At 45.0% G+C, this 22,588-nt stretch carries 25 protein-coding genes; 13 read left to right on the top strand and 12 right to left on the bottom strand.

Going from position 1 to position 22,588, the window contains the following annotated elements; genetic code table 11:
• Positions 1-101: 101 nt before the first annotated feature.
• On the top strand, positions 102-740 hold the full coding sequence (msrA, locus tag R7Q09_RS11595; protein WP_005379620.1) for a peptide-methionine (S)-S-oxide reductase MsrA: 639 nt from the start codon (positions 102-104) through the stop codon (positions 738-740).
• Between the two features lie 70 nt (positions 741-810).
• Here the strand turns inward: msrA and R7Q09_RS11590 are convergent, their stop codons facing one another.
• The gene (locus tag R7Q09_RS11590; protein ID WP_005379612.1) at positions 811-1,011 is read right to left on the bottom strand and encodes a DUF1107 domain-containing protein; all 201 of its coding nucleotides are present in this window, start codon (positions 1,009-1,011) and stop codon (positions 811-813) included.
• Between the two features lie 215 nt (positions 1,012-1,226).
• Between R7Q09_RS11590 and R7Q09_RS11585 the strand changes: the two genes are divergently transcribed.
• From R7Q09_RS11585 to R7Q09_RS11555, 7 genes are all read left to right on the top strand, one after another.
• Complete coding sequence (locus tag R7Q09_RS11585) at positions 1,227-1,778, top strand: YtfJ family protein (RefSeq protein WP_182015966.1); 552 nt, start codon at positions 1,227-1,229, stop codon at positions 1,776-1,778.
• A gap of 227 nt (positions 1,779-2,005) precedes the next feature.
• Entirely contained in the window at positions 2,006-2,305 is a 300-nt protein-coding gene (locus R7Q09_RS11580; RefSeq protein ID WP_080996158.1) for a DUF2607 family protein, read from the top strand.
• 134 nt (positions 2,306-2,439) lie between these two features.
• On the top strand, positions 2,440-3,093 hold the full coding sequence (gene zrgA / locus R7Q09_RS11575) for a zinc uptake protein ZrgA (RefSeq protein WP_033906016.1): 654 nt from the start codon (positions 2,440-2,442) through the stop codon (positions 3,091-3,093).
• A gap of 52 nt (positions 3,094-3,145) precedes the next feature.
• On the top strand, positions 3,146-3,874 hold the full coding sequence (locus tag R7Q09_RS11570) for an ABC transporter ATP-binding protein (protein WP_005379603.1): 729 nt from the start codon (positions 3,146-3,148) through the stop codon (positions 3,872-3,874).
• Entirely contained in the window at positions 3,871-5,130 is a 1,260-nt protein-coding gene (locus tag R7Q09_RS11565; protein ID WP_005379602.1) for an ABC transporter permease, read from the top strand. The genes R7Q09_RS11570 and R7Q09_RS11565 overlap by 4 nt, the downstream gene beginning before the upstream one ends.
• Positions 5,131-5,134: 4 nt before the next feature.
• A complete protein-coding gene (locus tag R7Q09_RS11560) occupies positions 5,135-5,629 on the top strand; it encodes a DUF3299 domain-containing protein (protein WP_005379600.1) in 495 nt (164 codons plus the stop codon).
• Between the two features lie 322 nt (positions 5,630-5,951).
• Positions 5,952-6,857, top strand: a complete 906-nt coding sequence (locus R7Q09_RS11555; RefSeq protein WP_005379599.1) for a TIGR03899 family protein — start codon at positions 5,952-5,954, stop codon at positions 6,855-6,857.
• Positions 6,858-6,946: 89 nt separating this feature from the next.
• Here the strand turns inward: R7Q09_RS11555 and cysC are convergent, their stop codons facing one another.
• The 5 genes from cysC to cobA all read right to left on the bottom strand — a co-directional run bounded on the left by cysC (position 6,947) and on the right by cobA (position 12,857).
• Complete coding sequence (gene cysC, locus R7Q09_RS11550; RefSeq protein WP_005379598.1) at positions 6,947-7,564, bottom strand: adenylyl-sulfate kinase; 618 nt, start codon at positions 7,562-7,564, stop codon at positions 6,947-6,949.
• Positions 7,565-7,588: 24 nt separating this feature from the next.
• On the bottom strand, positions 7,589-9,313 hold the full coding sequence (locus R7Q09_RS11545) for an SLC13 family permease (protein WP_005379596.1): 1,725 nt from the start codon (positions 9,311-9,313) through the stop codon (positions 7,589-7,591).
• 251 nt (positions 9,314-9,564) lie between these two features.
• Positions 9,565-10,995 carry a sulfate adenylyltransferase subunit CysN gene (gene cysN / locus R7Q09_RS11540; RefSeq protein ID WP_017633444.1) on the bottom strand — a complete coding sequence of 477 codons (1,431 nt, stop codon included), beginning with the start codon at positions 10,993-10,995 and terminating at the stop codon, positions 9,565-9,567.
• An 18-nt stretch (positions 10,996-11,013) separates the two neighbouring features.
• Positions 11,014-11,922 carry a sulfate adenylyltransferase subunit CysD gene (gene cysD / locus R7Q09_RS11535; RefSeq protein WP_005379592.1) on the bottom strand — a complete coding sequence of 303 codons (909 nt, stop codon included), beginning with the start codon at positions 11,920-11,922 and terminating at the stop codon, positions 11,014-11,016.
• 59 nt (positions 11,923-11,981) lie between these two features.
• The gene (gene cobA / locus R7Q09_RS11530; protein WP_318070465.1) at positions 11,982-12,857 is read right to left on the bottom strand and encodes a uroporphyrinogen-III C-methyltransferase; all 876 of its coding nucleotides are present in this window, start codon (positions 12,855-12,857) and stop codon (positions 11,982-11,984) included.
• Between the two features lie 275 nt (positions 12,858-13,132).
• On the opposite strand from cobA, the gene cpdB reads away from it, so the two are divergent.
• Both cpdB and R7Q09_RS11520 read left to right on the top strand, forming a co-directional pair.
• Positions 13,133-15,094 (top strand): 2',3'-cyclic-nucleotide 2'-phosphodiesterase, encoded by a 1,962-nt coding sequence (gene cpdB, locus R7Q09_RS11525; RefSeq protein ID WP_262657352.1) that lies wholly within the window; start codon positions 13,133-13,135, stop codon positions 15,092-15,094.
• A 97-nt stretch (positions 15,095-15,191) separates the two neighbouring features.
• Positions 15,192-15,770, top strand: coding sequence for a Crp/Fnr family transcriptional regulator (locus R7Q09_RS11520; protein ID WP_318070464.1), 579 nt, complete (start codon positions 15,192-15,194; stop codon positions 15,768-15,770).
• A gap of 54 nt (positions 15,771-15,824) precedes the next feature.
• On the opposite strand, the gene dbpA is transcribed toward R7Q09_RS11520, so the two are convergent.
• Complete coding sequence (gene dbpA / locus R7Q09_RS11515) at positions 15,825-17,204, bottom strand: ATP-dependent RNA helicase DbpA (RefSeq protein WP_005379583.1); 1,380 nt, start codon at positions 17,202-17,204, stop codon at positions 15,825-15,827.
• Positions 17,205-17,346: 142 nt separating this feature from the next.
• Between dbpA and R7Q09_RS11510 the strand changes: the two genes are divergently transcribed.
• Positions 17,347-17,808, top strand: coding sequence for a GNAT family N-acetyltransferase (locus R7Q09_RS11510; protein WP_017820295.1), 462 nt, complete (start codon positions 17,347-17,349; stop codon positions 17,806-17,808).
• 91 nt (positions 17,809-17,899) lie between these two features.
• Here R7Q09_RS11510 and R7Q09_RS11505 read toward each other — a convergent pair whose 3' ends face one another.
• A complete protein-coding gene (locus R7Q09_RS11505; protein ID WP_017820296.1) occupies positions 17,900-18,496 on the bottom strand; it encodes a LysM-like peptidoglycan-binding domain-containing protein in 597 nt (198 codons plus the stop codon).
• Positions 18,497-18,728: 232 nt separating this feature from the next.
• Here R7Q09_RS11505 and R7Q09_RS11500 point away from each other — a divergent pair, with 232 nt between their 5' ends.
• Positions 18,729-19,349, top strand: a complete 621-nt coding sequence (locus R7Q09_RS11500) for an FKBP-type peptidyl-prolyl cis-trans isomerase (protein ID WP_005383137.1) — start codon at positions 18,729-18,731, stop codon at positions 19,347-19,349.
• A 153-nt stretch (positions 19,350-19,502) separates the two neighbouring features.
• The gene (locus R7Q09_RS11495) at positions 19,503-19,982 is read left to right on the top strand and encodes a DUF2780 domain-containing protein (RefSeq protein WP_318070463.1); all 480 of its coding nucleotides are present in this window, start codon (positions 19,503-19,505) and stop codon (positions 19,980-19,982) included.
• 135 nt (positions 19,983-20,117) lie between these two features.
• Here the strand turns inward: R7Q09_RS11495 and rplQ are convergent, their stop codons facing one another.
• Genes rplQ through rpsK form a run of 4 tightly spaced genes read right to left on the bottom strand, consistent with a single transcriptional unit; the run spans position 20,118 to position 22,579 of the window.
• Positions 20,118-20,498 (bottom strand): 50S ribosomal protein L17, encoded by a 381-nt coding sequence (gene rplQ / locus R7Q09_RS11490; protein ID WP_005383141.1) that lies wholly within the window; start codon positions 20,496-20,498, stop codon positions 20,118-20,120.
• A gap of 26 nt (positions 20,499-20,524) precedes the next feature.
• Complete coding sequence (locus R7Q09_RS11485) at positions 20,525-21,517, bottom strand: DNA-directed RNA polymerase subunit alpha (RefSeq protein WP_005383143.1); 993 nt, start codon at positions 21,515-21,517, stop codon at positions 20,525-20,527.
• Positions 21,518-21,541: 24 nt separating this feature from the next.
• Positions 21,542-22,162 (bottom strand): 30S ribosomal protein S4, encoded by a 621-nt coding sequence (gene rpsD, locus R7Q09_RS11480; RefSeq protein ID WP_005383146.1) that lies wholly within the window; start codon positions 22,160-22,162, stop codon positions 21,542-21,544.
• A gap of 27 nt (positions 22,163-22,189) precedes the next feature.
• Positions 22,190-22,579 (bottom strand): 30S ribosomal protein S11, encoded by a 390-nt coding sequence (gene rpsK / locus R7Q09_RS11475; RefSeq protein ID WP_001118870.1) that lies wholly within the window; start codon positions 22,577-22,579, stop codon positions 22,190-22,192.
• Positions 22,580-22,588 lie beyond the last annotated feature (9 nt).

Raw genomic sequence — 22,588 nt, 5'->3', positions numbered from 1 at the left:
TAATATTAATAGGTTTAACGCGGTCTATGTCATCACAGCATCAGATACAGACGAAATGAAAAAGTTCGCAAATTTAAGACACGTATTGAAGGACAAATACCATGCTCAACAAACAAACATTGATCAGTATAGAAGATGCCTTGCCAGGTAGAGATCAACCAATGCAGATTGACGATCATCATTTTGTAAATAAATCTAACCTAAAGGCGCCTCTGGCGTCACACCAACAGCAGATTTTGCTCGGAATGGGCTGTTTTTGGGGCGCTGAGCGCGTATTTTGGCAACTCGACGGCGTTGTATCTACTTCGGTCGGTTACGCTGGGGGGTACACACCCAATCCCACCTATGAAGAAGTCTGTACGGGTAAAACGGGTCATACAGAAGTCGTACGAGTCGTTTTCGATGAACGCGTCATCTCATTAGAAAAGCTACTGGCTGTTTTTTGGGAAAAACACGACCCAACTCAGGGAATGCGTCAAGGTAACGACTTAGGTACTCAATATCGTTCTGCAATTTACACTTATTCGACGGAGCAACTCGAGAGCGCAGAGAAATCGAAACTCTTGTATCAGCAAGCACTGCAAGAAGAGCAGCGCGCGAACATCACCACCGAAATACAACCAGCAGGTCCGTATTACTTTGCGGAAACCTACCACCAGCAATATTTGGCGAAAAACCCTGATGGTTACTGTGGCATCGGAGGAACGGGAGTTTGCTTCCCACCAAGCCTCCAAGGATAAACCTAACCAGCAACAAAAAGAGCGACCGATATGGTCGCTCTTTTCTAAATCTAAGTGGGTACCAAGCTAACTAAGCCGATAATGATGCTATCACTTGGTTGACTTCTTTAAAGATGGTGAGCCTTTTATGATCGTTGACGTCAGGTAGTAACACTTTGCCATTGTCGAACTGAAAACAGCCAACCCCAACAATAAAAAACTGACCTTTGAACAACGTTTTAACAAAACGGGCCACTTGTAATGGTCGATATACAGCAAACTCACGTAGCATAACTCACCTCAATTCCTTTGAGAAAACACGGATTGCTTATTTTTCCTCTGCAATCTTAATGCGCAATTTGCGACGGAACTCATTTTAGCAAATTCTAAATATAACGCAAGATTACACCACTCCATACGTTAAATAAATGTTATCAACGGTCCTACAAATTTCTAGGATCTGGATATATACTGGAAGCTTCCAAACCTCGTACGGAATATAACAATATGAAAACTAAGACTCTCCTACCTCTATTACTGGCCTTAACGCCAAGCTTGACCTTTGCACACAACTTGTCAGTGGGAAAAAGCGTTCCTCCTGTCAATGTTGCCGCTTACGGCGAGATTGTTTTACAAGGCGAAGGCGTTGCATACCAACCCTGGGCAACTCAACATATGCAAGGCAAAGTTCGTGTCATTCAAGCCATTGCAGGCCGTAGCAGTTCAAAAGAAATGAATGCCCCTTTAATGTCGGCAATAACTGCGGAAAACTTTCCACAAGAAAGCTACCAGACCACGACTATCATCAACCAAGATGATGCAATTTGGGGGACAGGCTCTTTCGTGAAGTCTTCAGCTCAAGACAGCAAAAAAGAGTTTCCATGGTCATCCATGGTTCTTGATGAAAATGGCGTAGTTGCCAATACTTGGGACCTGAAAGAAGAAAGTTCGGCCATTATTGTTCAAGACAAAACGGGCAAAATTCTGTTCGTCAAAGAGGGCGCACTTGAGCAAGATGAGATAACAAAAGTCATTGAGCTTATTAAACAGAACATCTAGCTTCATTGAATGGCTCCTTGTTCTTGTTGTAAGGAGCTATATGAATTTGATTAGAAGCATGGGCAGTGATAACTCTGCTCTTTATAAGTGCGACACTTCCATCAGAGAGTATTACCAATATTTTTCGGCACGTATGTGTTGAGTTAAATTTTTCTGCTAGCCAACAAAAGAGTGAACTTTTATTCATTATGGGTGTTATATTATAACAGTCGGTAAGAGGAGCTCAGATGTACCACCACCAGCAAAAAATACTAAGATATTGGTATCGCACTGCTTTATTTTTCAGTGTTGCGTTGCTGATCGCTTGGAACTTTGCGGTTGTACTTCATCAAGTCGATCTGACGCCCGACCATCATACCCATCATCATTGCCAATTATTTTCTGGTGTTCAGCACGGTATAGCAAAGGTACAACCTACCCTCTCTACACCGACTTTTACGCGCGCCCAGCATCATCATGTTTTTTTGCATCTCGTGTACGGCGAAGAAGTTCTTGGCGCTGCTCGTGCCCCTCCTTATTTTGCTTAATTTCCAAACTATTCCACACTCAAAATTATTGAGTTCATTTCCGCACCTAGTGTGTCAGGGAACAATAACTTAGTGAAACTCGAATCTGAGCAATACCGCCTTTGGTTAATGCCAGTAAAATTAGGAAAAATACAATGTCATCAAAACACGTTTTAGCCCTTGCTATTGGCCTCACTTTATCGACAGCAGCGAATGCAAACGAATACCGCCAGCATGGTGCTCATGTGCATGGTCACGTCGAGTTTAATATCGCCCAAGATGGCAAAGATCTGTTAGTAGAGATCACAGCTCCTGGAGCTGATGTTGTGGGTTTCGAACATGCTCCAGAAAACGCGCAACAAGAGCAAGCGCTTAAACAAGCCGTCGCTACACTCGAAGACAGCAACGCATTGTTCGCTATTAACTCACAAGCTGATTGTAATATTGAAGAAGCTTACGTGAGCCACAACCTAAGCGAAACTCATGAGGAACATGATCATAGTGAGCACGACCATGATGACCATGCACATCACGATCATGAAGGGCACGAACACCATGATCATAATGAACATCATGATAAACATGACCACCATGACGCTCATGATGAGGCGCACGATCATGGCGGGCACGGTGAATTTTCGGTGCAATATCGCTTCAGTTGCGAACAAGTTAATCAGCTTAGCCAAATCCAAACCGATTGGTTCAACCAATTCCCAACTACAGAGTCCATCAGCGTCAATATATTCACTGATACCATGCAATCAGCAATTAAATTAAGCAAAGATAACACCCAAATCGTAATCAAATAACACGAGTGGCGTGTAAGTACCCACTTACACGCCACAGCTTTGGTGATTTAATATGACTGAAACCACACCAAATGTTGTCGAGCTAGAGGATGCCCAATTTTTCTGGCCCGGTTCAACCAACCCAACCATCCACATCCCCAAATTACACATTACACAAGGCGAGCATGTGTTTATCAAAGGTCCAAGTGGCTGCGGTAAATCGACCTTGCTCGCTTTGTTGACGGGGATTAACACATTAACTTCAGGCTCTCTATCTGTACTCGATACTGACCTTGCTAGTTTAAGTGCCAGTCAGAGAGACCGCTTTCGCGCCAATCATATTGGCTACATCTTTCAACAGTTCAATTTATTGCCGTACCTTAACGTACTTGAAAACGTATTATTGCCATGTCAGTTCAGTAAAATACGACGTGACCGTGCCCATTTAGGTGCCTCATCTCAAACGTTAAATGAACAGGCTCAGGCCCTACTAGAACGACTGCACTTGCCAAACGAGCTTCATACACGCCCTGTCTCTGAATTGAGTATTGGTCAACAACAACGTGTGGCTGCGGCTCGAGCTCTGATAGGACATCCAGAGTTAGTGATCGCTGACGAACCAACCTCAGCTTTAGACTATGACAATCGTAAAGCATTTATTGAGCTCCTTATGGAGCAAGCGAATCAAGCCAATGCCACACTGGTATTCGTTAGCCACGACCCAACACTCGAACCCTTATTCGATCGCACGCTCAATCTACCCGACATTAATCAAGTATCTAGCCTAGGAGCCATATCATGAGTGCTGTTGTAAAGCTCGCCTGGAAGAGCTTGATGAACCGCAAAGCGACGGCAATTCTAACCATCATGACCGTTGCGATTTCAGTGGTACTCCTCTTGGGCGTCGAGCGTATCCGAACTCAAGCCAAGGATAGCTTCGCCAATACAATTTCAGGCACAGACCTCATTATTGGTGGACGCTCTGGGCAAGTGAACCTATTGCTCTATTCTGTGTTTCGTATTGGTAATGCGACCAACAACATCGATTGGAAAAGCTACCAAGAGTTTGCCAATCATCGTTCAGTCGATTGGGCTATTCCAATCTCGCTTGGCGACTCGCATAAAGGCTTCCGAGTTATGGGAACCAATCACAGTTACTTTGAGCATTACAAGTTTGGAAGTAAGCAACCACTAACATTCAGCAAGGGTAGAGAATTCAATGGTTTATTTGAAACCGTACTAGGTTCTGATGTCGCTAAACAACTTGGTTATGATATCGGTAGCGAAATCATCATTGCCCACGGCATTAGCGACGTTGGCTTTAGCCGTCATGACAATCTGCCATTTAAAGTTGTCGGTATCCTTGCACCTACAGGAACACCAGTCGACAAAACTGTCCATGTATCATTGGAAGCCATCGAAGCCATTCACGTTGGGTGGGAAAGTGGTGCGCGTTTGGGCCCGACACCCAAGGCACAAGATCTCAAAAACAGAGACTTTCAGCCCAAACAAATTACCGCTATGCTCGTTGGTTTGAAATCTCGTATTCAAACTTTCGCCCTGCAAAGACAAATTAACACCTACCCCAAAGAGCCGCTCAGCGCCATTATGCCCGGCGTTGCGTTGCATGAGTTATGGGGAATGATGTCGGTTGCAGAGCAAGCCCTAATGGCAGTATCTGGTTTTGTCGTGATCGCAGGGTTGTTAGGTATGTTAAGCAGTCTATTAACTAGCCTACAGGAACGCCGCCGTGAAATGGCGATTTTGCGTGCCATGGGAGCAAGGCCTCGTCATGTTTTCTCACTCTTAATTAGTGAAGCCAGCTTGCTCACTGCTGCTGGTATTATTACTGGCGTTACTGGGCTGTATGCCATTCTGGCTATCGCGCAGCCGATCATCCAACAGCACTATGGAATACATCTCACCTTAAGCATCTTATCTACTTATGAGTGGATGCTATTAGGTTTCGTACAATGCGCTGGTATTGTGATTGGTTTCATTCCCGCACTCCGCGCCTACCGACAGTCACTGAGTGACGGAATGACAATAAGGATTTAATAAAATGTGGAAAAAAATACTCGCAAGTTGCTTGCTGGTCGTCGCATTCACAGCGCCTGTTATGGCCAGCGAAGAACCATTGAAGCTTGACTGGATTGACCTTGTTCCAGAAAAAGAGCGTAAATTGTTCGACAGTATAGGCATGCCTGCATCTGATCACAGTGGTGGCGCAGCCCAGCAGTCCAAGATTGGTAACGTTCGACCAGAACTGAACGGAAGCCAAGTTAAAATTCCAGGGTTTGTTATCCCACTTGAAGGTGATGCCGATACCGTCACCGAATTTTTATTGGTGCCATATTTTGGAGCTTGTATTCACGTGCCACCACCGCCTCCAAACCAGATCATTTACGTGAAGTTTCCGAAAGGCGCGCCTGTTCAAGAGTTGTGGGATGTTATATATGTGGTTGGAACGTTGAAAACCGAGACGATAAACCACGAACTGGCAGAAACGGCTTACGTTATTGAGGGATCAGAAATAGAAGCCTACGACGATATGTAATTTAAGTCGTCGATAAGCCTCGCTACACCTAAGGCGTCACACTGGCGCCTTTTTTAGCTTTGTGCTACACGATATAACGAGATAAATACGCTAATACGCCCACATAAATAACCAAAAGAAACGCTATCGACAGGTGCTTTTTGAGTTTACCTGCTTCTGAGAACTTCATAGCCCCTCCAAAATAACGATAACAATTTTAACAACTCATTATCATTTTGAATAGCCCTATTCGTTCAAAAACTGAGAACTCCTGTCTGGTCGCTTGGTCAGATAAGGTGTAAATTTAAACGTGCGAACCGCGCAGTTCTTGGTAGGAAAACGAATGGCAGACCCGACAAAGCAACCTGTTGTCATCGAACATCAGTCAGACACAAAAAAAAATACGCAACAAGAAAAGAAACAAGGCTACATAAAAGACAGTGCTAGTAAGGTAAAAACCATAGCCCAAATACACGGTCTTGACGCCTTACTGCAAACCGAACCGCCAGCCAAATCTGCGTTTGAAAGAGCCCAATTGCGAGAGCAAAGACGCCAAGAACAGCGACAAAAAAACTTAGAACAGATTTTAAAATTAGCGCACAGTTCATGCCGAGATGAGACAGCGGGAGAGCCAGACCAAGATTGGTTGCATCGATTTTTTGAGATGGCTCAAGACATCCATAACAGCGCGATGCAAAAGCTATGGGCTCAAGTGATGAAGCGTGAAGTGACCAATCCGGGCTCAACGTCCATGAAAGCGTTGAAAACCCTCAAGGATATGTCACCAAAGGAAGCACAAACTCTGCAAAGAGCCGCCTCTTTAGCGTGCAGTTTTGGAGGGGATCACAGCAGAAAACTGCTGATTGGTTACAAAGCGCAAGGAGGCATATTTAGCTTCGGCAAGCGAGACGTCGCTAACAGCCTAAATATGGGAAGTTTTCAACTGCCGTATTCAAGCTTGTTGCTCTTAATTGAATTAGGGCTGCTGCACAGTGCCGAACTTGAATCTGGCGAAATTAGTATCGAGACACCGTTGGTCCTCACCTACCAAGGTAAAAACTTATCACTGAACGTAAACAGCAAAGGTGTCCGCCTTTTATATTACCGCTTCACACCGACAGGTAATGAGCTCTGTACCTTACTCGGAAACAAACCACATGCCGAATACTACGATCAAATGCTTGCACTGTTAAATCATAGGTTTAGTGTCCATAGTGAAGCTAAAAGTACGGTTCATCATACCGTCTAGCCAGCTTGAGAAGCATTTGTTCACCTATGATCCAAATACTTCTCAAGCTGCTCAAAGAGCTTTAGGTCACCTATGATCTAAATGCTTTTTTATCGAATCACACCGCGTTGTTTAAGATCGATTAAGCACAAATCCACCAGCTCATCGACACTCTTTTCTCCCGCGGGCAAATCGATTTCAGGGTTCTCTGGCGCTTGATATTCCGAATCAATACCAGTGAAATTAGGAATCTCTCCCGCACGGGCTTTACGGTATAAACCCTTAGGATCTCGACCTTCGCAAACCTCTAGAGATGCATTGACATACACTTCGATAAACTCGCCTTCTGGCAATAAATCGCGCACTAACTTCCGCTCTGCACGATGCGGTGAAATAAACGCCGACAGAACAATTAAACCCGCATCTGCCATCAACTTCGCCAGTTCACCAATGCGACGAATGTTCTCGCGACGGTCCTGTTCAGAAAAACCTAAATCGCTACACAAACCATGTCGTACATTGTCACCATCCAATAAATAGGTGTGGTAACCCAATGCTGCAAGGCGATTTTCCAACGCCCCAGCTACGGTTGATTTACCCGCTCCAGATAAACCAGTGAACCACAATACGGCAGGTTTTTGCTTCTTTAATTCAGCACGAAACTGTTTATCAACCGAATGCTGGTGCCAAACAATGTTTTCATCTTTTACCGTCGTTTCGGCAGTCATAACGTATCCTTGTAAATATCGGAATTAAAACGGGAAAAAGACCGGGATCAAAGTAAGTACTAATACAGAGTACACAATCGAAATTGGCACTCCAATTCTCACGTAGTCGGTCAATTTGTAATTTCCTACGCTGTACACCAGCAGGTTAGTTTGGTAACCGTAGGGAGAGATAAAGCTCGCACTCGCGCCGAACAAAACCGCCATGATGAATGGCATCGGATCCACGCCATAACCCACCGCCATGCTATAGCCGATAGGAAAAGAAAGCGCAGCCGCGGCATTGTTTGTCACCAATTCAGTGAGTACCAATGTCATGATATAAGTCGCCACCAAGGCACCAAATACTCCCCAGCCATTAAACGCTTCAATAAACATCACTCCCATTCTTTCTGACAATCCAGAAGAGATCATCAGTTGAGCAATAGACAAAGCGGAACCGACAATCACGACGATATCAATCGGAAAACGGCGGCGCAGTTCTGAAATCTGCACAATACCAAACGCAATAAGCGCGATAAGGTACGCAGCTAGACCTTTAATAATCGGTACTAACTCTAATAGAGCGCATCCAATTACGGCTGCAAAGCCCAGTAATACAATGGAAGACTTATTAGTATCAAGCCGAGCGCTAGAGTCCAAGTCATGCACTAAAACAAACTCTTTACGATGAGCTCGGCGTTCAGACTCAAAACGCTTGCCTGGAACCAGAACTAACGTGTCCCCTGGCGCTAAGGTAATGCTACCCAAGCCACCTTCTAGGCGTTCGTGGCCTCGGCGAATCGCCACAACAACGGCATCGAATCGGTCGCGGAATCGGCTCTCTTTGAGGGTTTTGTAGCAAAACGTCGCCGACGAGCTCACCACAACTTCGATAAAGTTTTGCCCATTTAAGTGCTGCTGACCAAACAACTTGAGGCCCGGAATTTCTTGCAGGGTCGCGACGCTCTCAACATCGCCACAAAATAACAGGCGGTCTTTTGCATTGAGCACAAAATCCGGTCCCACAGAAGAAACAGTAACACCATCGCGCACCACTTCTGCAAGAAACAGTTTGCGCAGCGCACGTAAATTATTCTCGCTGATCGTACGCCCAACTAACGGTGAGCCTGGCTCAACGCGAGACTCAAGAAAGTAAGGTAAATCTTCTTGGTTTTGATCATCATAATTCGGTAGCAAGTAGCTGAGCGGGATAAGAATCAGCATCCCTCCCACCAGCACAGCCAAACCTATCATCGTGGGTGTAAAAAAGCTCAGGCTCGGTAAGCCTGCGTCTTCGACAAAGCTGTTGATGATTAAGTTAGTCGACGTACCAATCAAAGTTAACGTGCCACCAAAAATGGCGGCGTAAGACAAGGGAATAAGTAATTTCGAAGGTGCATGCTGCTGATTACGCTTAATCGCCCCAATCAATGAGACAACCACAGCGGTATTATTCGTAAATGAAGAAAGCAAGGCGGTCGACACACCGAGCTTAGCAATCACGCTGCCTAACTGGCCCTCAGAGATACTTCGGCTCACCCAACTGATCAGCAGTGTTTTTTCTAGAGCACAGGATGCAAGAATCAATAGAACCAGGGTTAACAATGAAGAGTTGGTAAAATTGGATGCGATAGTGGCTGAATCCATCATCCCAGCCATGAATGCAATAAAAGCGGCACCCGCAAAGACATAACTAGGCTTAATTTTCGTGACAAGCAAGCAAGTGATAATGCCAAGCAAAATCGCTAACACAAACCCTTGTTCCCACATAGCCTTTCCTTACCAAATAGCCCCAAAGGGCACAACAACGACTCATTTATCCATGAGACACCGACAAACGAGTAAACAGACAAAAATCAGCGCAAGCGAAAAGAACATCAGAATGCTCGGTTTTCTTGGGCTCCACCGAAGCATTCTGGTATTAGGAGAATACCTAACGACATTTCGCAATTCAGTTAGGTAGCGACGCCCCAAGTACAGCAGCAGACAGTGTCTGAAATTATCGTACTTGGGTGAGCCAGTTACTTTTTCAGAAACTGGCTGACGTCTTTTGCTTCCCAGTGTGGGAAGTGTTTACGGACAAGCGCATTAAGCTCAACTTCAAACGCAGAGATGTCCGTCAAATCGCGCTCAACCACGGCGAGGCTCTCTTTAACCATGCCGGCACCAACCGTCACGTTCGTCAGACGATCGATAATGATAAAGCCACCGGTATCTGCACAGTCTTGATAATTGTCCAGCGCGACTGACTCATTAAGAGACCATTCACACAAACCAATACCATTCAATGGCAGCTCTGCCGAGCTATGAGTCGAGAGATTATTAATGTCATATTGATGACGAATCGCTTCAACATGACCTACGGTTTTCTTACCTGCGATTTTGATGTCATAGTCACGACCCGGTTGCAGGGGTTGCTCTGTCATCCACACCACATCGGCAAGCAAATGGTTTGTGGTTTCCACTTGAGCATTATCTAGAACAATTAAGTCGCCACGGCTAATATCGATCTCATCGCTTAGCGTCAGAGTGACAGCTAATCCGGCACGAGCTTCTTCGATATCACCATCAAAGGTCACAATACGTGCCACAGTTGACGTTTTACCCGATGGCAATGCTTTAATGGCATCACCGACTTTGATCGAACCAGAAGAAATGGTCCCCGCAAAACCACGGAAATCGAGGTTAGGACGATTAACGTATTGCACAGGGAAGCGGAATTCACCCGCGCCTTTTTCTTGATCCACATCGACCGTTTCAAGAAGCTCAAGCAATGATGGGCCTTTAAACCAAGTCAGGTTTTGGCCTTTATCCACCACATTGTCCCCTTCAAGCGCTGAGATCGGGATGATTTGAATATCAATATCCCCTGTCAGATTCTCAGAGAACTTCAAATACTCGTCGCGGATCTCTTCAAAGCGCTCTTGCGAGTAATCCACTAAGTCCATCTTGTTGATCGCCACAACAAAGTGCTTCAAGCCCAACAGGTTGGAAATGAAAGAGTGACGACGAGTTTGATCGAGAATGCCCTTACGTGCATCAACCAGAATCACAGCTAAGTCACATGTCGATGCACCTGTAGCCATGTTACGTGTGTACTGCTCGTGTCCAGGAGTATCTGCAATGATGAATTTACGTTTCTGCGTCGAGAAATAGCGGTAAGCCACATCAATCGTGATCCCCTGCTCACGCTCAGCTTGTAAGCCATCGACCAACAACGCAAGGTCAGGCTTTTCACCCGTGGTACCCACACGTTGGCTGTCTGAGTGCACTGCCGCTAGCTGATCTTCATAAATTTGTTTTGAGTCATGGAGTAAGCGACCGATTAATGTACTTTTACCGTCATCCACCGAGCCACAAGTCAAGAATCTAAGTAACGACTTGTACTGGTGTTGTGTTAAATAGCCTTCGATACCAAGCTCGGCTAATTGAGCTTCAACTGCACTGTTCATTATCTTTCCTTAGATCCTTTAGAAGTAACCTTGACGTTTCTTAAGCTCCATCGATCCTGACTGATCGTGGTCGATCGCTCGGCCTTGGCGCTCACTCGACGTTGCCACCAGCATCTCTTCGATAATGCCAGTTAAAGTGTTTGCTTCAGACTCGATGGCCCCAGTCAATGGATAACAACCAAGGGTACGGAAGCGCACACTCTTCTCTTCAATCACTTCACCCGGTTGAAGCTCCATACGATCATCATCAACCATGATCAGCATGCCATCGCGTTCAACAACTGGGCGTTTGTCCGCGAGGTAAAGCGGCACGATCTCGATGTTTTCTAAATAGATGTATTGCCAGATATCAAGCTCAGTCCAGTTAGACAGCGGGAATACACGAATGCTCTCACCCTTATTAACCTGACCGTTGTACGTCTTCCATAGCTCAGGACGTTGGTTTTTAGGGTCCCATGTATGGTTCTTATCGCGGAATGAATACACACGCTCTTTCGCCCGTGATTTCTCTTCATCGCGGCGCGCGCCACCAAAGGCCGCATCAAAACCGTACTTGTTCAGCGCTTGTTTTAAGCCTTGAGTCTTCATGATGTCAGTGTGCTTAGAAGAACCATGAACAAACGGACTACAGCCCATGGCTAGACCTTCTGGATTCTTATGTACCAAAAGCTCAAAACCGTATTTGGCCGCGGTGCGATCACGAAATTCAATCATCTCGCGGAACTTCCAATCGGTGTCGACATGCAGCAATGGAAATGGAATCTTACCTGGGTAAAAAGCTTTACGCGCTAGGTGCAGCATCACTGATGAGTCTTTACCAATCGAATACATCATGACTGGGTTATCAAACTCAGCCGCAACTTCACGGATGATGTGGATACTCTCCGCTTCGAGTTGTTTAAGGTGAGTTAAACGTTGTTGGTCCATGTTTTGTATTTCCTTTTTAAGCTTGAAGGCGCATTACGTCTCTAATCTTTGGTCTGAAATTATATGGAGTTGGCAATAGCACTTTTGTTGAATTCAGTACTAGACGAAAACCAGTCTAACTTTTGAGACAGTCGCACTACCTCTCCGACAACAATCAAAGATGGCGACTGTGCTTCCTTCGATAAATCAGAGAGTTGGGAGAGTTCTCCCGTAAATACTTTTTGTTGAATCTGCGTGCCACGCTCAATAATGGCAATCGGAGTCGACGCTGAACGACCATGCTTAATGAGTTGATTCTGAATATAGTGTGATTTCATCAGCCCCATGTAGATCACTAAAGTCTGATTCCCACGCGCCAACGTGGACCAATCCATCTCATCACTTTCTTCTTTCAAGTGGCCAGTCACAAAGATGGCCGATTGCGCATAATCACGATGAGTCAGTGGAATACCAGCATAAGCGGTTGCGCCAGCTGCTGCGGTAATGCCAGGGACAACTTGAAAACGAACGCCGGCATCAGCAAGCACTTCTAACTCTTCACCACCACGACCGAATACAAACGGATCCCCACCTTTAATGCGCACTACTTTGTAGCCCTGCTTGGCAAAATCCACCAAAAGCTGATTCGTCTTCTCCTGCGGCACACTGTGATGCCCAGCTCGCTTCCCAACGCACACCAAAATCGTATCGCTTGGAATCAATGCCATGATTTCTTCAGACACCAAGTAGTCGTACAAAACCACGTCAGCTTGCTGCAAGCAGTTCAGTGCTTTCACCGTCAGAAGTTCAGGATCGCCTGGTCCTGCACCTACTAAGGCGACTTCACCAGGCTGTAGCGATTGCTTTGCAAAACGAGTAACACCAGCGACTGGGTTGTCAGAAACTAACCGGGGCTTTGGTTTAGGAAAAGAAGTGACTGAATCGTTCGTTGCCATGTGCTTGCTCATCGTCCATTGATATCGTTATGCAAGCATTATGGCGGGGCGTTTATATTACCTGAAATTCTAAAATTTCATTTTTTATTCAAAAATCTGCTAAGAAGTTTTTGTTTGGTCTCATTCAAAAGCGTGAAAAAGTCGGCGGTTAATATGAATAAGGTTCAGTAAACTGATTAATGTTCACAGTTTTCTGTATCTTTATCATCGAGTTGCACCTGTGTTTGATACATTACGCAGTACGATTTCCCCTTATCATTGAATTGGAGCACCAAATGAAAGTGGCAGTTCATCCTATTTCCCTCGCAGTTTTAAGTGGCATGCTAACGCTTGCTGGCCCAGCAATGGCCGATACCATCAAGCTTCGTATTATCGAAACCACCGACATTCACACCAACGTGATGGATTACGATTACTACAAAGACCAACCATCACAGCAAATCGGTTTAAGTCGCGCAGCAACAATAGTGAAACAAGCTAAGTCCGAGGCAGAAAACTCGGTACTAGTAGATAACGGTGATTTAATTCAGGGCAGCCCAATGGGCGATTACATGGCAGCAAAGGGGATTAATCCCGGCGACGTGCACCCAGTCTACAAAGCGATGAACCAGCTAGACTACGATGTGGGCAACATTGGCAATCATGAGTTCAACTATGGCTTAGATTTTCTACAAAAGACGTTGAAGGGGGCAAACTTCCCTTACATCAACGCAAACGTATTTGATAAACAAACCGGTGAGCATTACTTCAAGCCTTACCTCATCAAAACTCACACATTTAAAGACACAAACGGCGAAGCGCATCAAATAAAAGTGGGTTACATCGGCTTTGTACCACCACAAATTATGGTGTGGGATAAGAAGAACTTAGAAGGCAAAGTCTTTGCTAAAGACATTAAGGAAACAGCAGAGAAACTGATTCCTCAAATGAAGAAAGAAGGCGCAGACGTGATTGTGGCGATTCCACACTCGGGCATTTCTACTGATCCATACAAACTAGGCGCTGAAAACTCTGTTTACTACCTCACAGAAGTTGAAGGTATTGATGCGATTGCTTTTGGTCACTCTCACGCCGTCTTCCCAGGGAAAGACTTCGCAAACCTACCTGGTGTTGATATAGATAAAGGGACCATCAATGGTGTAACGTCAGTGATGCCTGGTCGCTGGGGAAGTCACGTAGGTGTGATGGATTTGATGCTGAAAGAGAAAGACGGCAGATGGCAAGTCGTCGAAGGCCAAGCAGAAGCACGCCCTATCTTCGATAAAGTAAATAAGAAGTCATTAGCTAAAGCCGATGCAGATATTGTGAAAGCGTTAGAAGAAGATCACAAAGGCACTCGTGAATTTGTAAACCAACCAATCGGCAAAGCAAATGATGTCATGTACAGCTTCTTGGCATTAGTGCAGGACGACCCCACCATTCAAATCGTTAACCTTGCTCAGAAAGACTACGTAGAACGCTTTATTCAAGGCGACCCAGACCTTTCTGACATTCCAGTACTGAGTGCGGCAGCACCATTTAAAGTCGGCGGTCGTAAGAACGATCCGAATAACTTTACAGAAGTAGAGTCCGGTCAGCTCACCTTCCGTAATGCGGCCGATCTTTACTTATACCCAAACACCTTGGTTGCGATGAAAGTGAAAGGTAAAGAAGTTCGCGAATGGCTAGAGTGCAGTGCGGGTCAATTCAACCACATCGACATCAACAATCCTAAACCGCAACCTTTGATTGATTGGGATAATTTCCGTACTTACAACTTCGATGTTATTGATGGGGTTAACTACCAAATCGACGTTACCCAACCGCCGAAGTACGATGCAGATTGTAAAGTGATTAATCCAGATTCTCAGCGTATTGTAAACCTGACGTTCAATGGTAAGCCTGTCAATCCGAAGCAAGATTTCATCATCGCAACCAATAACTACCGTGCTTATAGCAATACTTTCCCTGGTACAGGCCCAGATTTCATTGCGTTTGACGCACCAGATGAAAACCGCTCTGTCGTCGCCACTTATATTTCTCGCGTGAGTGAAGAAAAAGGAGAAGTGACACCAAGCGCTGACAACAACTGGTCTTTCGCACCGATTAAGTCCGATAACAAGCTAGATATTCGTTTCGAAACCTCCCCTAGCGATAAAGCGGCGCAGTTCATCAAAGAGAAAGGACAATACCCAATGAAACGCGTGTCAACAGACGACATTGGTTTCGCAATTTATCAAATCGATCTGAATAAATAAGGTTGATTTGACAACAACACTAAGCGGCTCTCATGAGCCGCTTTTTTGTTATCAATAAAACCCGTTAAAATAAAGAAAACCGTTTCTGAGTTATCACATGCACAGCGATCTTTTTTCAGACTTAGTCAAACATGGCTTTTTAGAGACAGAAGCAAACCAACTTATTGAAAATGGTGAGTTGCTCGAACTGCCTACACGCCACATTCTTAATCACCAAGGGGAGTTTAGCTCACACCTTTACTTCATCATTGAGGGGTTATGCCACGCAAGCTATCTTACTGAGCACGGCAAAGAATTTAGTAAAGAATTTTATTGGGAGAAGGACTGGGTTATCGGGTTTGAGAGCATAATAAAGGACCAACCTTCGCCTTACTTATTGGAAACGCTGAGCGCTTGTCAGCTATTTTGCTTGCCAATTGAAACGTTGCATCACTGGCGAGCAGAAAAGCACGCCATTTACTCAAAGCTACTCGAAAACCAACTGGTTAATAAAGAGAACAAAGAACGCTTTATGTTGCTCTACTCTCCAGAAGAACGATATCAATTATTTTGCGCTCATTACCCAGATTTAAAGCAACGTATTACCGATAGTCAAATTGCGGCCTACCTCGGCATTACGCCAATCAGTTTGAGCCGAATCAAAGCGCGCTTAACCAAAGATCACACTCTCAAATAAACTCAAAAAAGAAAAAAGCTCTTCAAACGAAGAGCTTTTTCTCTGCTATTTGAGCTATTTAAGAATTCGCGCCCGGAACTGTCGCCCTTTCATCTTGCCGTTACTAATGGTCTGTAGAGCCTTTTTAGCCACAGACTTTTCGACGGCAACATAAGCGCGTACAGGGAACAGGTGAATCTTTCCGACTTGAGAGCCTGGAATACCATTTTTTCCTGTCAAACAACCTAAAATATCACCCGGTCGTACTTTCTGTTTCTTACCGCCATCAATGTTAATCGTCACCATCTTCGCTTGGTATGGCTGCTGATTTGATTTGGCAGGCAATGTTGCTGGTACCACGTCCATCTCTAGGTATTCTTCAATACGAGCTACACGTAAACCGTCTTTCTCACCAAAAAAGCTGAACGCTAAACCTTTACTACCCGCACGACCTGTACGACCAATACGGTGCACATGAACCTCAGGATCGCGCGATAGCTCAAAGTTAAAGACAGCATCAAGATTATCAACGTCCAAACCACGCGCCGCAACGTCTGTTGCAACAAGGATAGACACACTCTTGTTAGCAAACTGCACCAATGCTTGGTCGCGTTCACGCTGCTCTAAGTCCCCATGGATATCGATAACGCTGAATCCTTTGTGATGCAACTCATCTGCGACACTTTGAACTTCTTTTTTGGTATTACAAAAAACCACCGCGGACTCTGGTTGGTGAGTCAGCAGCAAATTAGCCAACGCTTCATCACGTGCTTCCGAGCCTTCAACTTTATAGAAGTACTGCGCAATGCTTGAGGTATCATGCGTCGATTCCACCTTAATCACTTCCGGTGTCTGCATTATACGCTGCGCAATTTGCTCAATTTTTTCTGGAAAAGTAGCACTGAAAAGTAGAGTTTGACGCTGCTTTGGCGCTGCATCGATGATTGCATCTAATGCGTCTTGGAACCCCATGTCCAACATGCGATCAGCTTCATCTAGCACCAAGGTATTCAGTTCGCTAAGATCAATTCGGCCTTTTTCAAGGTGATCCAAAATACGACCAGGAGTACCAACTAGGATATGCGCACCATGCTCCAGCGAACCAATTTGTGGCCCCATAGGCATCCCACCGCAGAGAGTAAGCACTTTAATATTATGAATGCCGCGACCTAAAGTACGAATTTCCTTCGCTACTTGGTCTGCAAGCTCACGCGTTGGACACAATACTAATGACTGGACACGAAAGCGTTTGACGTTGAGGTTCGATAAAACCCCTAAACCAAATGCAGCGGTTTTACCTGAGCCCGTTTTACCCTGCCCGATGACATCACGATGTTTTAGGATTGCAGGCAAGCTCAAAGCTTGAATTGGCGTCATGTGGGTATAGTTCAGGGAATCAAGTGTGGCAAGTAACGCTGGGTTAAGCCCTACTTGATCGAATGTTTGTTTGCTCACGGGGATATCCTCAGGTGAGATGGAAAGAGGGCACATTATCACCAGATTTGGTGGGAAAACCAGTGCTAATTAACCTTTGTTAATGAGTATGAGCTCAAAACAAAGTAAAGTCAGTCACTCTATTCTCATTACGGATGACAACATGCTCACTTGGATTACTTTGCCCTTTGCTCAGCTAACAACCACACAGCTGTATGAAATGATGAAATTGCGTGTGGATGTATTCGTTGTTGAACAAACCTGCCCTTATCCTGAACTTGATGGTAAGGACACACTCGAAGGCGTTTATCATCTAATAGGCTATCACGGTGATGAACTGGTTGCTTGCGCACGATTACTGCCCGCAGGCACTACGTATGACAATGTGAGTATTGGTCGAGTGGTGACAAAGCAGACCGCGCGAGGCGGTGGCTTAGGTCATAAGTTATTGGACAAGGCATTGGCACAATGCGAAACATTATGGCCAGGGCAGACAATAGATATAGGTGCTCAAGAACACCTCATCCAGTTTTATGCAAGTCATGGATTCAAGGTTATCTCAGAGTGCTACCTTGAAGATGGTATCCCTCATGTGGATATGCGGAAAGAATCCGTAGCGCTATAAGTTTCAATTCGATTGGTTACTATGAAAACTAATCGAATTAAAAAACTAACTAAAAAGACGCGATATATTCGCGTCTTTTCATTTGAAGCGTTTACTTGTTACGCCCAAAGGTCCCATCCGACAAACGGAAAAACATAACGGACCGCCCGCTTTTTTCCAGCTGTAGCATATCTAACTCGCCTTCGTCACTAAGCTTAAAGCGAATCAACTGTCCCTGCTTTATTTGGCTTAGCGGCTTATCACTGCCTTCTATTTTGACCAGAGCGCTAAGATCCGCCATAGAGAGCTGATTACTTCTGAAAACCTGCGCTAATGTATCACCATTTTTAACCGTGTACTCTTTCCAGTCTTCAGATTTCGGTCCAGAGTTCTGAGAGGTTCTCTGCTGGCTTAAACTCTGCGCGTTCAGCTCAATCGCTACGCGTTGATGATCGACCTCAGTCTGCTCAACTGGTTGATCTGTTTTATTTGGCAAAGGAATAACAAGGAGTACCAGAATCAATGGCACTAAGACCATCAAAGCACGCTGATGAAATTTAGGCAGACGCAACCAAAACTGCTTAACAGGCTGTATACGCTCCAACCATTGCTCTTTGTTGAACGGCTGCTTCCAGTCGATAGCAGCGAATTTTTGTTTAACCAATTCGACATAGTCGACTTGCTGCTTTTTCTTTCTGCGACGATTCATTGTAATGAGTCCCTTAATACTTCTACGGTCAGTATAAAAATACCGACGCGGAGAGTATATGTTTTTCACCAAACTAAAATGGAATTGGGATTAAATTAGCAGAAATTTCACTTGGAGTAAGAGATAAGTCACAACCTGGCCGCCTCAATTAAGCATTCAGTCGCAATCATTTAAACCTAAGCTCGAAACTGATATCCTGTTACCTTTATCACTCCTAATAAGAGCGACATTCATGTCTGAAATTAAATTTGAAACTGCAGAACAAAAAGCAAGCTACGGCATTGGTCTGCAAATGGGTCAGCAACTTGCAGGCTCTGGTCTTGAAGGTCTTAGCGTTGATGCTATCGCAGCGGGTATTGCAACAGCACTAACTGGTGACATGCCATCAATCGAAATTGATGAAATCAACAAAGCACTACAAGAACTTCACACTCGTGCAGAAACAGCTCGCCAAGAAGCAGCAAAAATTGCGGCAGCAGAAGGCGAAGCGTTCCTAAAAGACAACGCTCTACGACCTGAAGTTAACGTTCTAGACTCTGGTCTTCAGTACGAAATCATTTCTGAAGGTACTGGTGCAGTTCCTACAGCAGAAAGCTCAGTTCGCGTTCACTACCACGGTGAGCTAACTGACGGTACTGTATTCGATAGCTCTGTATCTCGCGGTCAACCTGCTGAATTCCCTGTTACAGGTGTAATCAAAGGTTGGGTAGAGGCACTACAACTAATGCCTGTTGGCTCTAAGTGGAAGCTATACGTACCACAAGATCTTGCGTACGGTGAGCGTGGCGCTGGTGCGGCTATCCCTCCATTTGCAGCTTTAGTTTTCGAAGTAGAACTATTAGATATTATCTAATTGAAACCATTTTCAATTATGATTAAATAAAACGGCGCACTAGCGCCGTTTTTTTGTCTAAACTGAATAAACTTTCTCACCTCTGAACCTTTCACTCTGATAGCCTTTAAAAATAAAATCACTTTTAAAAAACGCTCAACCTTTGGAGGTACTATGCGTAAAACACTCCTAACTCTAGCACTCCTATCAATCAACATTGGTAGTGCGCACGCATTCTTAGATTCAGTCACTCAAAAAAGTAAAGAAAGTGGCCTGATGGACATGGTCGGCAGCAGCTTGAACACCGAGTCGTCTCCATTAACAGACATGCTAACTAGCCAATTACCAGTATCCACTGAGCAAGCAGCCGGAGGCAGTGGTGCACTACTCGCTTTGGCTCAAAGCCAGCTTTCGCAAGAAAATAGTAGTGAATTACAGTCTTTGATTCCTGGACTTTCAAACTTGCAAGGAGCACAAAGCTTACTAGGAAATATTGAGAATATCAGTGCAGTAAAAAGTGCATTCGATACGTTAGGTTTAGACTCATCTATGATCAGTCAGTTTGCTCCAGTAATCTTGGATTACTTGAACAAGCAAGGCGCTAGCGAAGGGCTTCTAAGTTCGTTGGGCGGGTTGTGGAATACTAGTAAATAAGCGCAAGTGATAATCACTTTTTAAATTGCCAGTCTGCATGGGTTGAAATAAATGCAGGCTGGATATAAAGGTTTACTGAACTACAGATACAAAAAAGCCGAGCTAATGCTCGGCTTTCTCGTTCTTACGAACTGATTACTCAGCAGCTTCTTCAGCAGCTGGGCGATCTACAAGCTCAATGTAAGCCATTGGAGCTTTATCACCAGCACGGAAGCCAGCTTTTAGGATACGAGTGTAACCGCCCTGACGAGCAGCAAAACGTGGACCTAGTTCGTTAAATAGTTTTGCAACTACTTCGTTGTCACGAGTACGTGCAAATGCTAGACGACGGTTAGCAACACTGTCAGTCTTAGCTAGTGTAATCAAAGGCTCAACTACGCGACGTAGCTCTTTTGCTTTTGGCAAAGTAGTCTTGATAACTTCATGACGTACTAGAGAGCTAGCCATGTTGCTGAACATCGCTTTGCGATGTGAGCTGTTGCGGTTGAGTTGACGACCACTCTTACGATGGCGCATGACCTAATCCTTCTAACTAGTATCGATTAATCTTCAGCGATTGATGCAGGTGGCCAGTTTTCTAGGCGCATGCCCAGAGACAGACCACGTGACGCAAGTACGTCTTTAATCTCAGTAAGAGACTTTTTACCAAGGTTAGGCGTTTTAAGTAGCTCAACCTCAGTACGTTGTACTAGATCACCGATGTAGTGAATCGCTTCTGCTTTCAGACAGTTAGCAGAGCGAACTGTTAGTTCAAGATCGTCTACAGGACGCAGTAGGATCGGATCGAATTCTGGCTTCTCTTCCTTCTCCTCAGGAACTCGTACATCACGAAGATCTACGAATGCATCCAATTGTTCAGCTAGGATTGTAGCTGCACGACGGATTGCTTCCTCAGGTTCTAGAGTACCGTTTGTTTCCATATCGATAACAAGCTTGTCTAGATCAGTACGCTGTTCTACACGAGCTGCTTCTACAGCGTAGGCAATTTTGTCTACTGGGCTGTAAGTAGCATCTACTAGTAGGCGACCGATAGGACGCTCGTCTTCTTCGTTATGGATACGCGCAGAAGCTGGAACATAACCACGACCACGTTCAACTTTGATACGCATTGCGATCTCAGCGTTGTCATCCGTTAGGTGACAAATTACGTGTTCAGGGTTAGCGATCTCTACATCACCATCATGGGTGATGTCACCTGCAACCACAGGGCCCGAGCCTGATTTGTTCAAAGTAATGAACACTTCATCTTTGCCTTCGGCAACGCGCACAGCCAAACCTTTAAGGTTTAGAAGAATTTCAAGAATATCTTCTTGAACGCCTTCTTTCGTGCTGTACTCATGAAGTACGCCTTCAATTTCTACTTCTGTTACAGCACAACCTGGCATAGAAGATAGAAGGATGCGGCGAAGTGCATTACCCAGAGTATGACCAAAGCCACGCTCTAATGGCTCAAGAGTTACTTTTGCGTGAGTCGAGCTGATTTGTTCGATGTCAACTAGACGTGGCTTAAGAAATTCTGTTACAGAACCCTGCATTGTGTCCTCTCTTTAGTTTAAACCTTACTTAGAGTAAAGCTCGACGATCAATTGTTCGTTGATGTCAGCTGATAGATCAGAACGCTCAGGCATACGCTTGAATGTACCTTCCATCTTGCCACCATCTACTTCAATCCAAGTTGGTTTTTCACGTTGTTCAGCAACTTCTAGAGCTGCTTTGATACGAGCTTGCTGTTTAGCTTTCTCGCGAATAGAAACAACGTCATTAGCCGCTACTTTGAAAGAAGGAACGTTTACAACTTTACCGTTTACTAGGATAGCTTTGTGGCTAACTAGCTGACGTGCTTCTGCGCGAGTTGCGCCAAAGCCCATGCGGTAAACTACGTTATCAAGACGACCTTCAAGAAGCTGAAGTAGGTTTTCACCAGTGTTGCCTTTTAGGCGAGCAGCTTCTTTGTAGTAGTTACGGAATTGTTTTTCTAGAACGCCGTACATACGACGTACTTTTTGCTTCTCACGAAGCTGAACGCCATACTCAGATAGACGACCGCGACGAGCGCCGTGTACACCTGGTGCGTTATCAATTTTACACTTGGTATCGATCGCGCGAACACCAGACTTAAGGAATAAGTCAGTGCCTTCACGACGGCTAAGCTTCAGCTTAGGACCCAAATATCTTGCCATGATTCTTCTCCAATTGTCCTAGAAACGTTATACGCGACGTTTCTTAGGTGGACGACAACCGTTATGAGGGATTGGTGTAGCATCAACGATGTTTGTGATGCGGAAACCAGCGGCGTTTAGTGCACGAACAGTAGATTCGCGACCTGGACCAGGACCCTTAACCATAACTTCCAAGTTCTTTAGGCCGTATTCTTTAGCCATTTCAGCACAACGCTCAGCAGCAACCTGTGCAGCGAACGGAGTAGACTTACGAGAACCACGGAAACCAGAACCACCTGCAGTAGCCCATGCAAGAGCGTTACCTTGACGGTCAGTAATGGTTACGATTGTGTTATTGAAAGAAGCATGGATGTGCGCAACGCCATCTGCAACTTGCTTGCGTACGCGCTTACGAGCGCGAGTTGGTTGTTTAGCCATTGTACTCTA

Source organism: Vibrio sp. 2130-1 (genome assembly GCF_033339515.1).
This window is presented reverse-complemented; position numbering and strand designations above follow the sequence as displayed.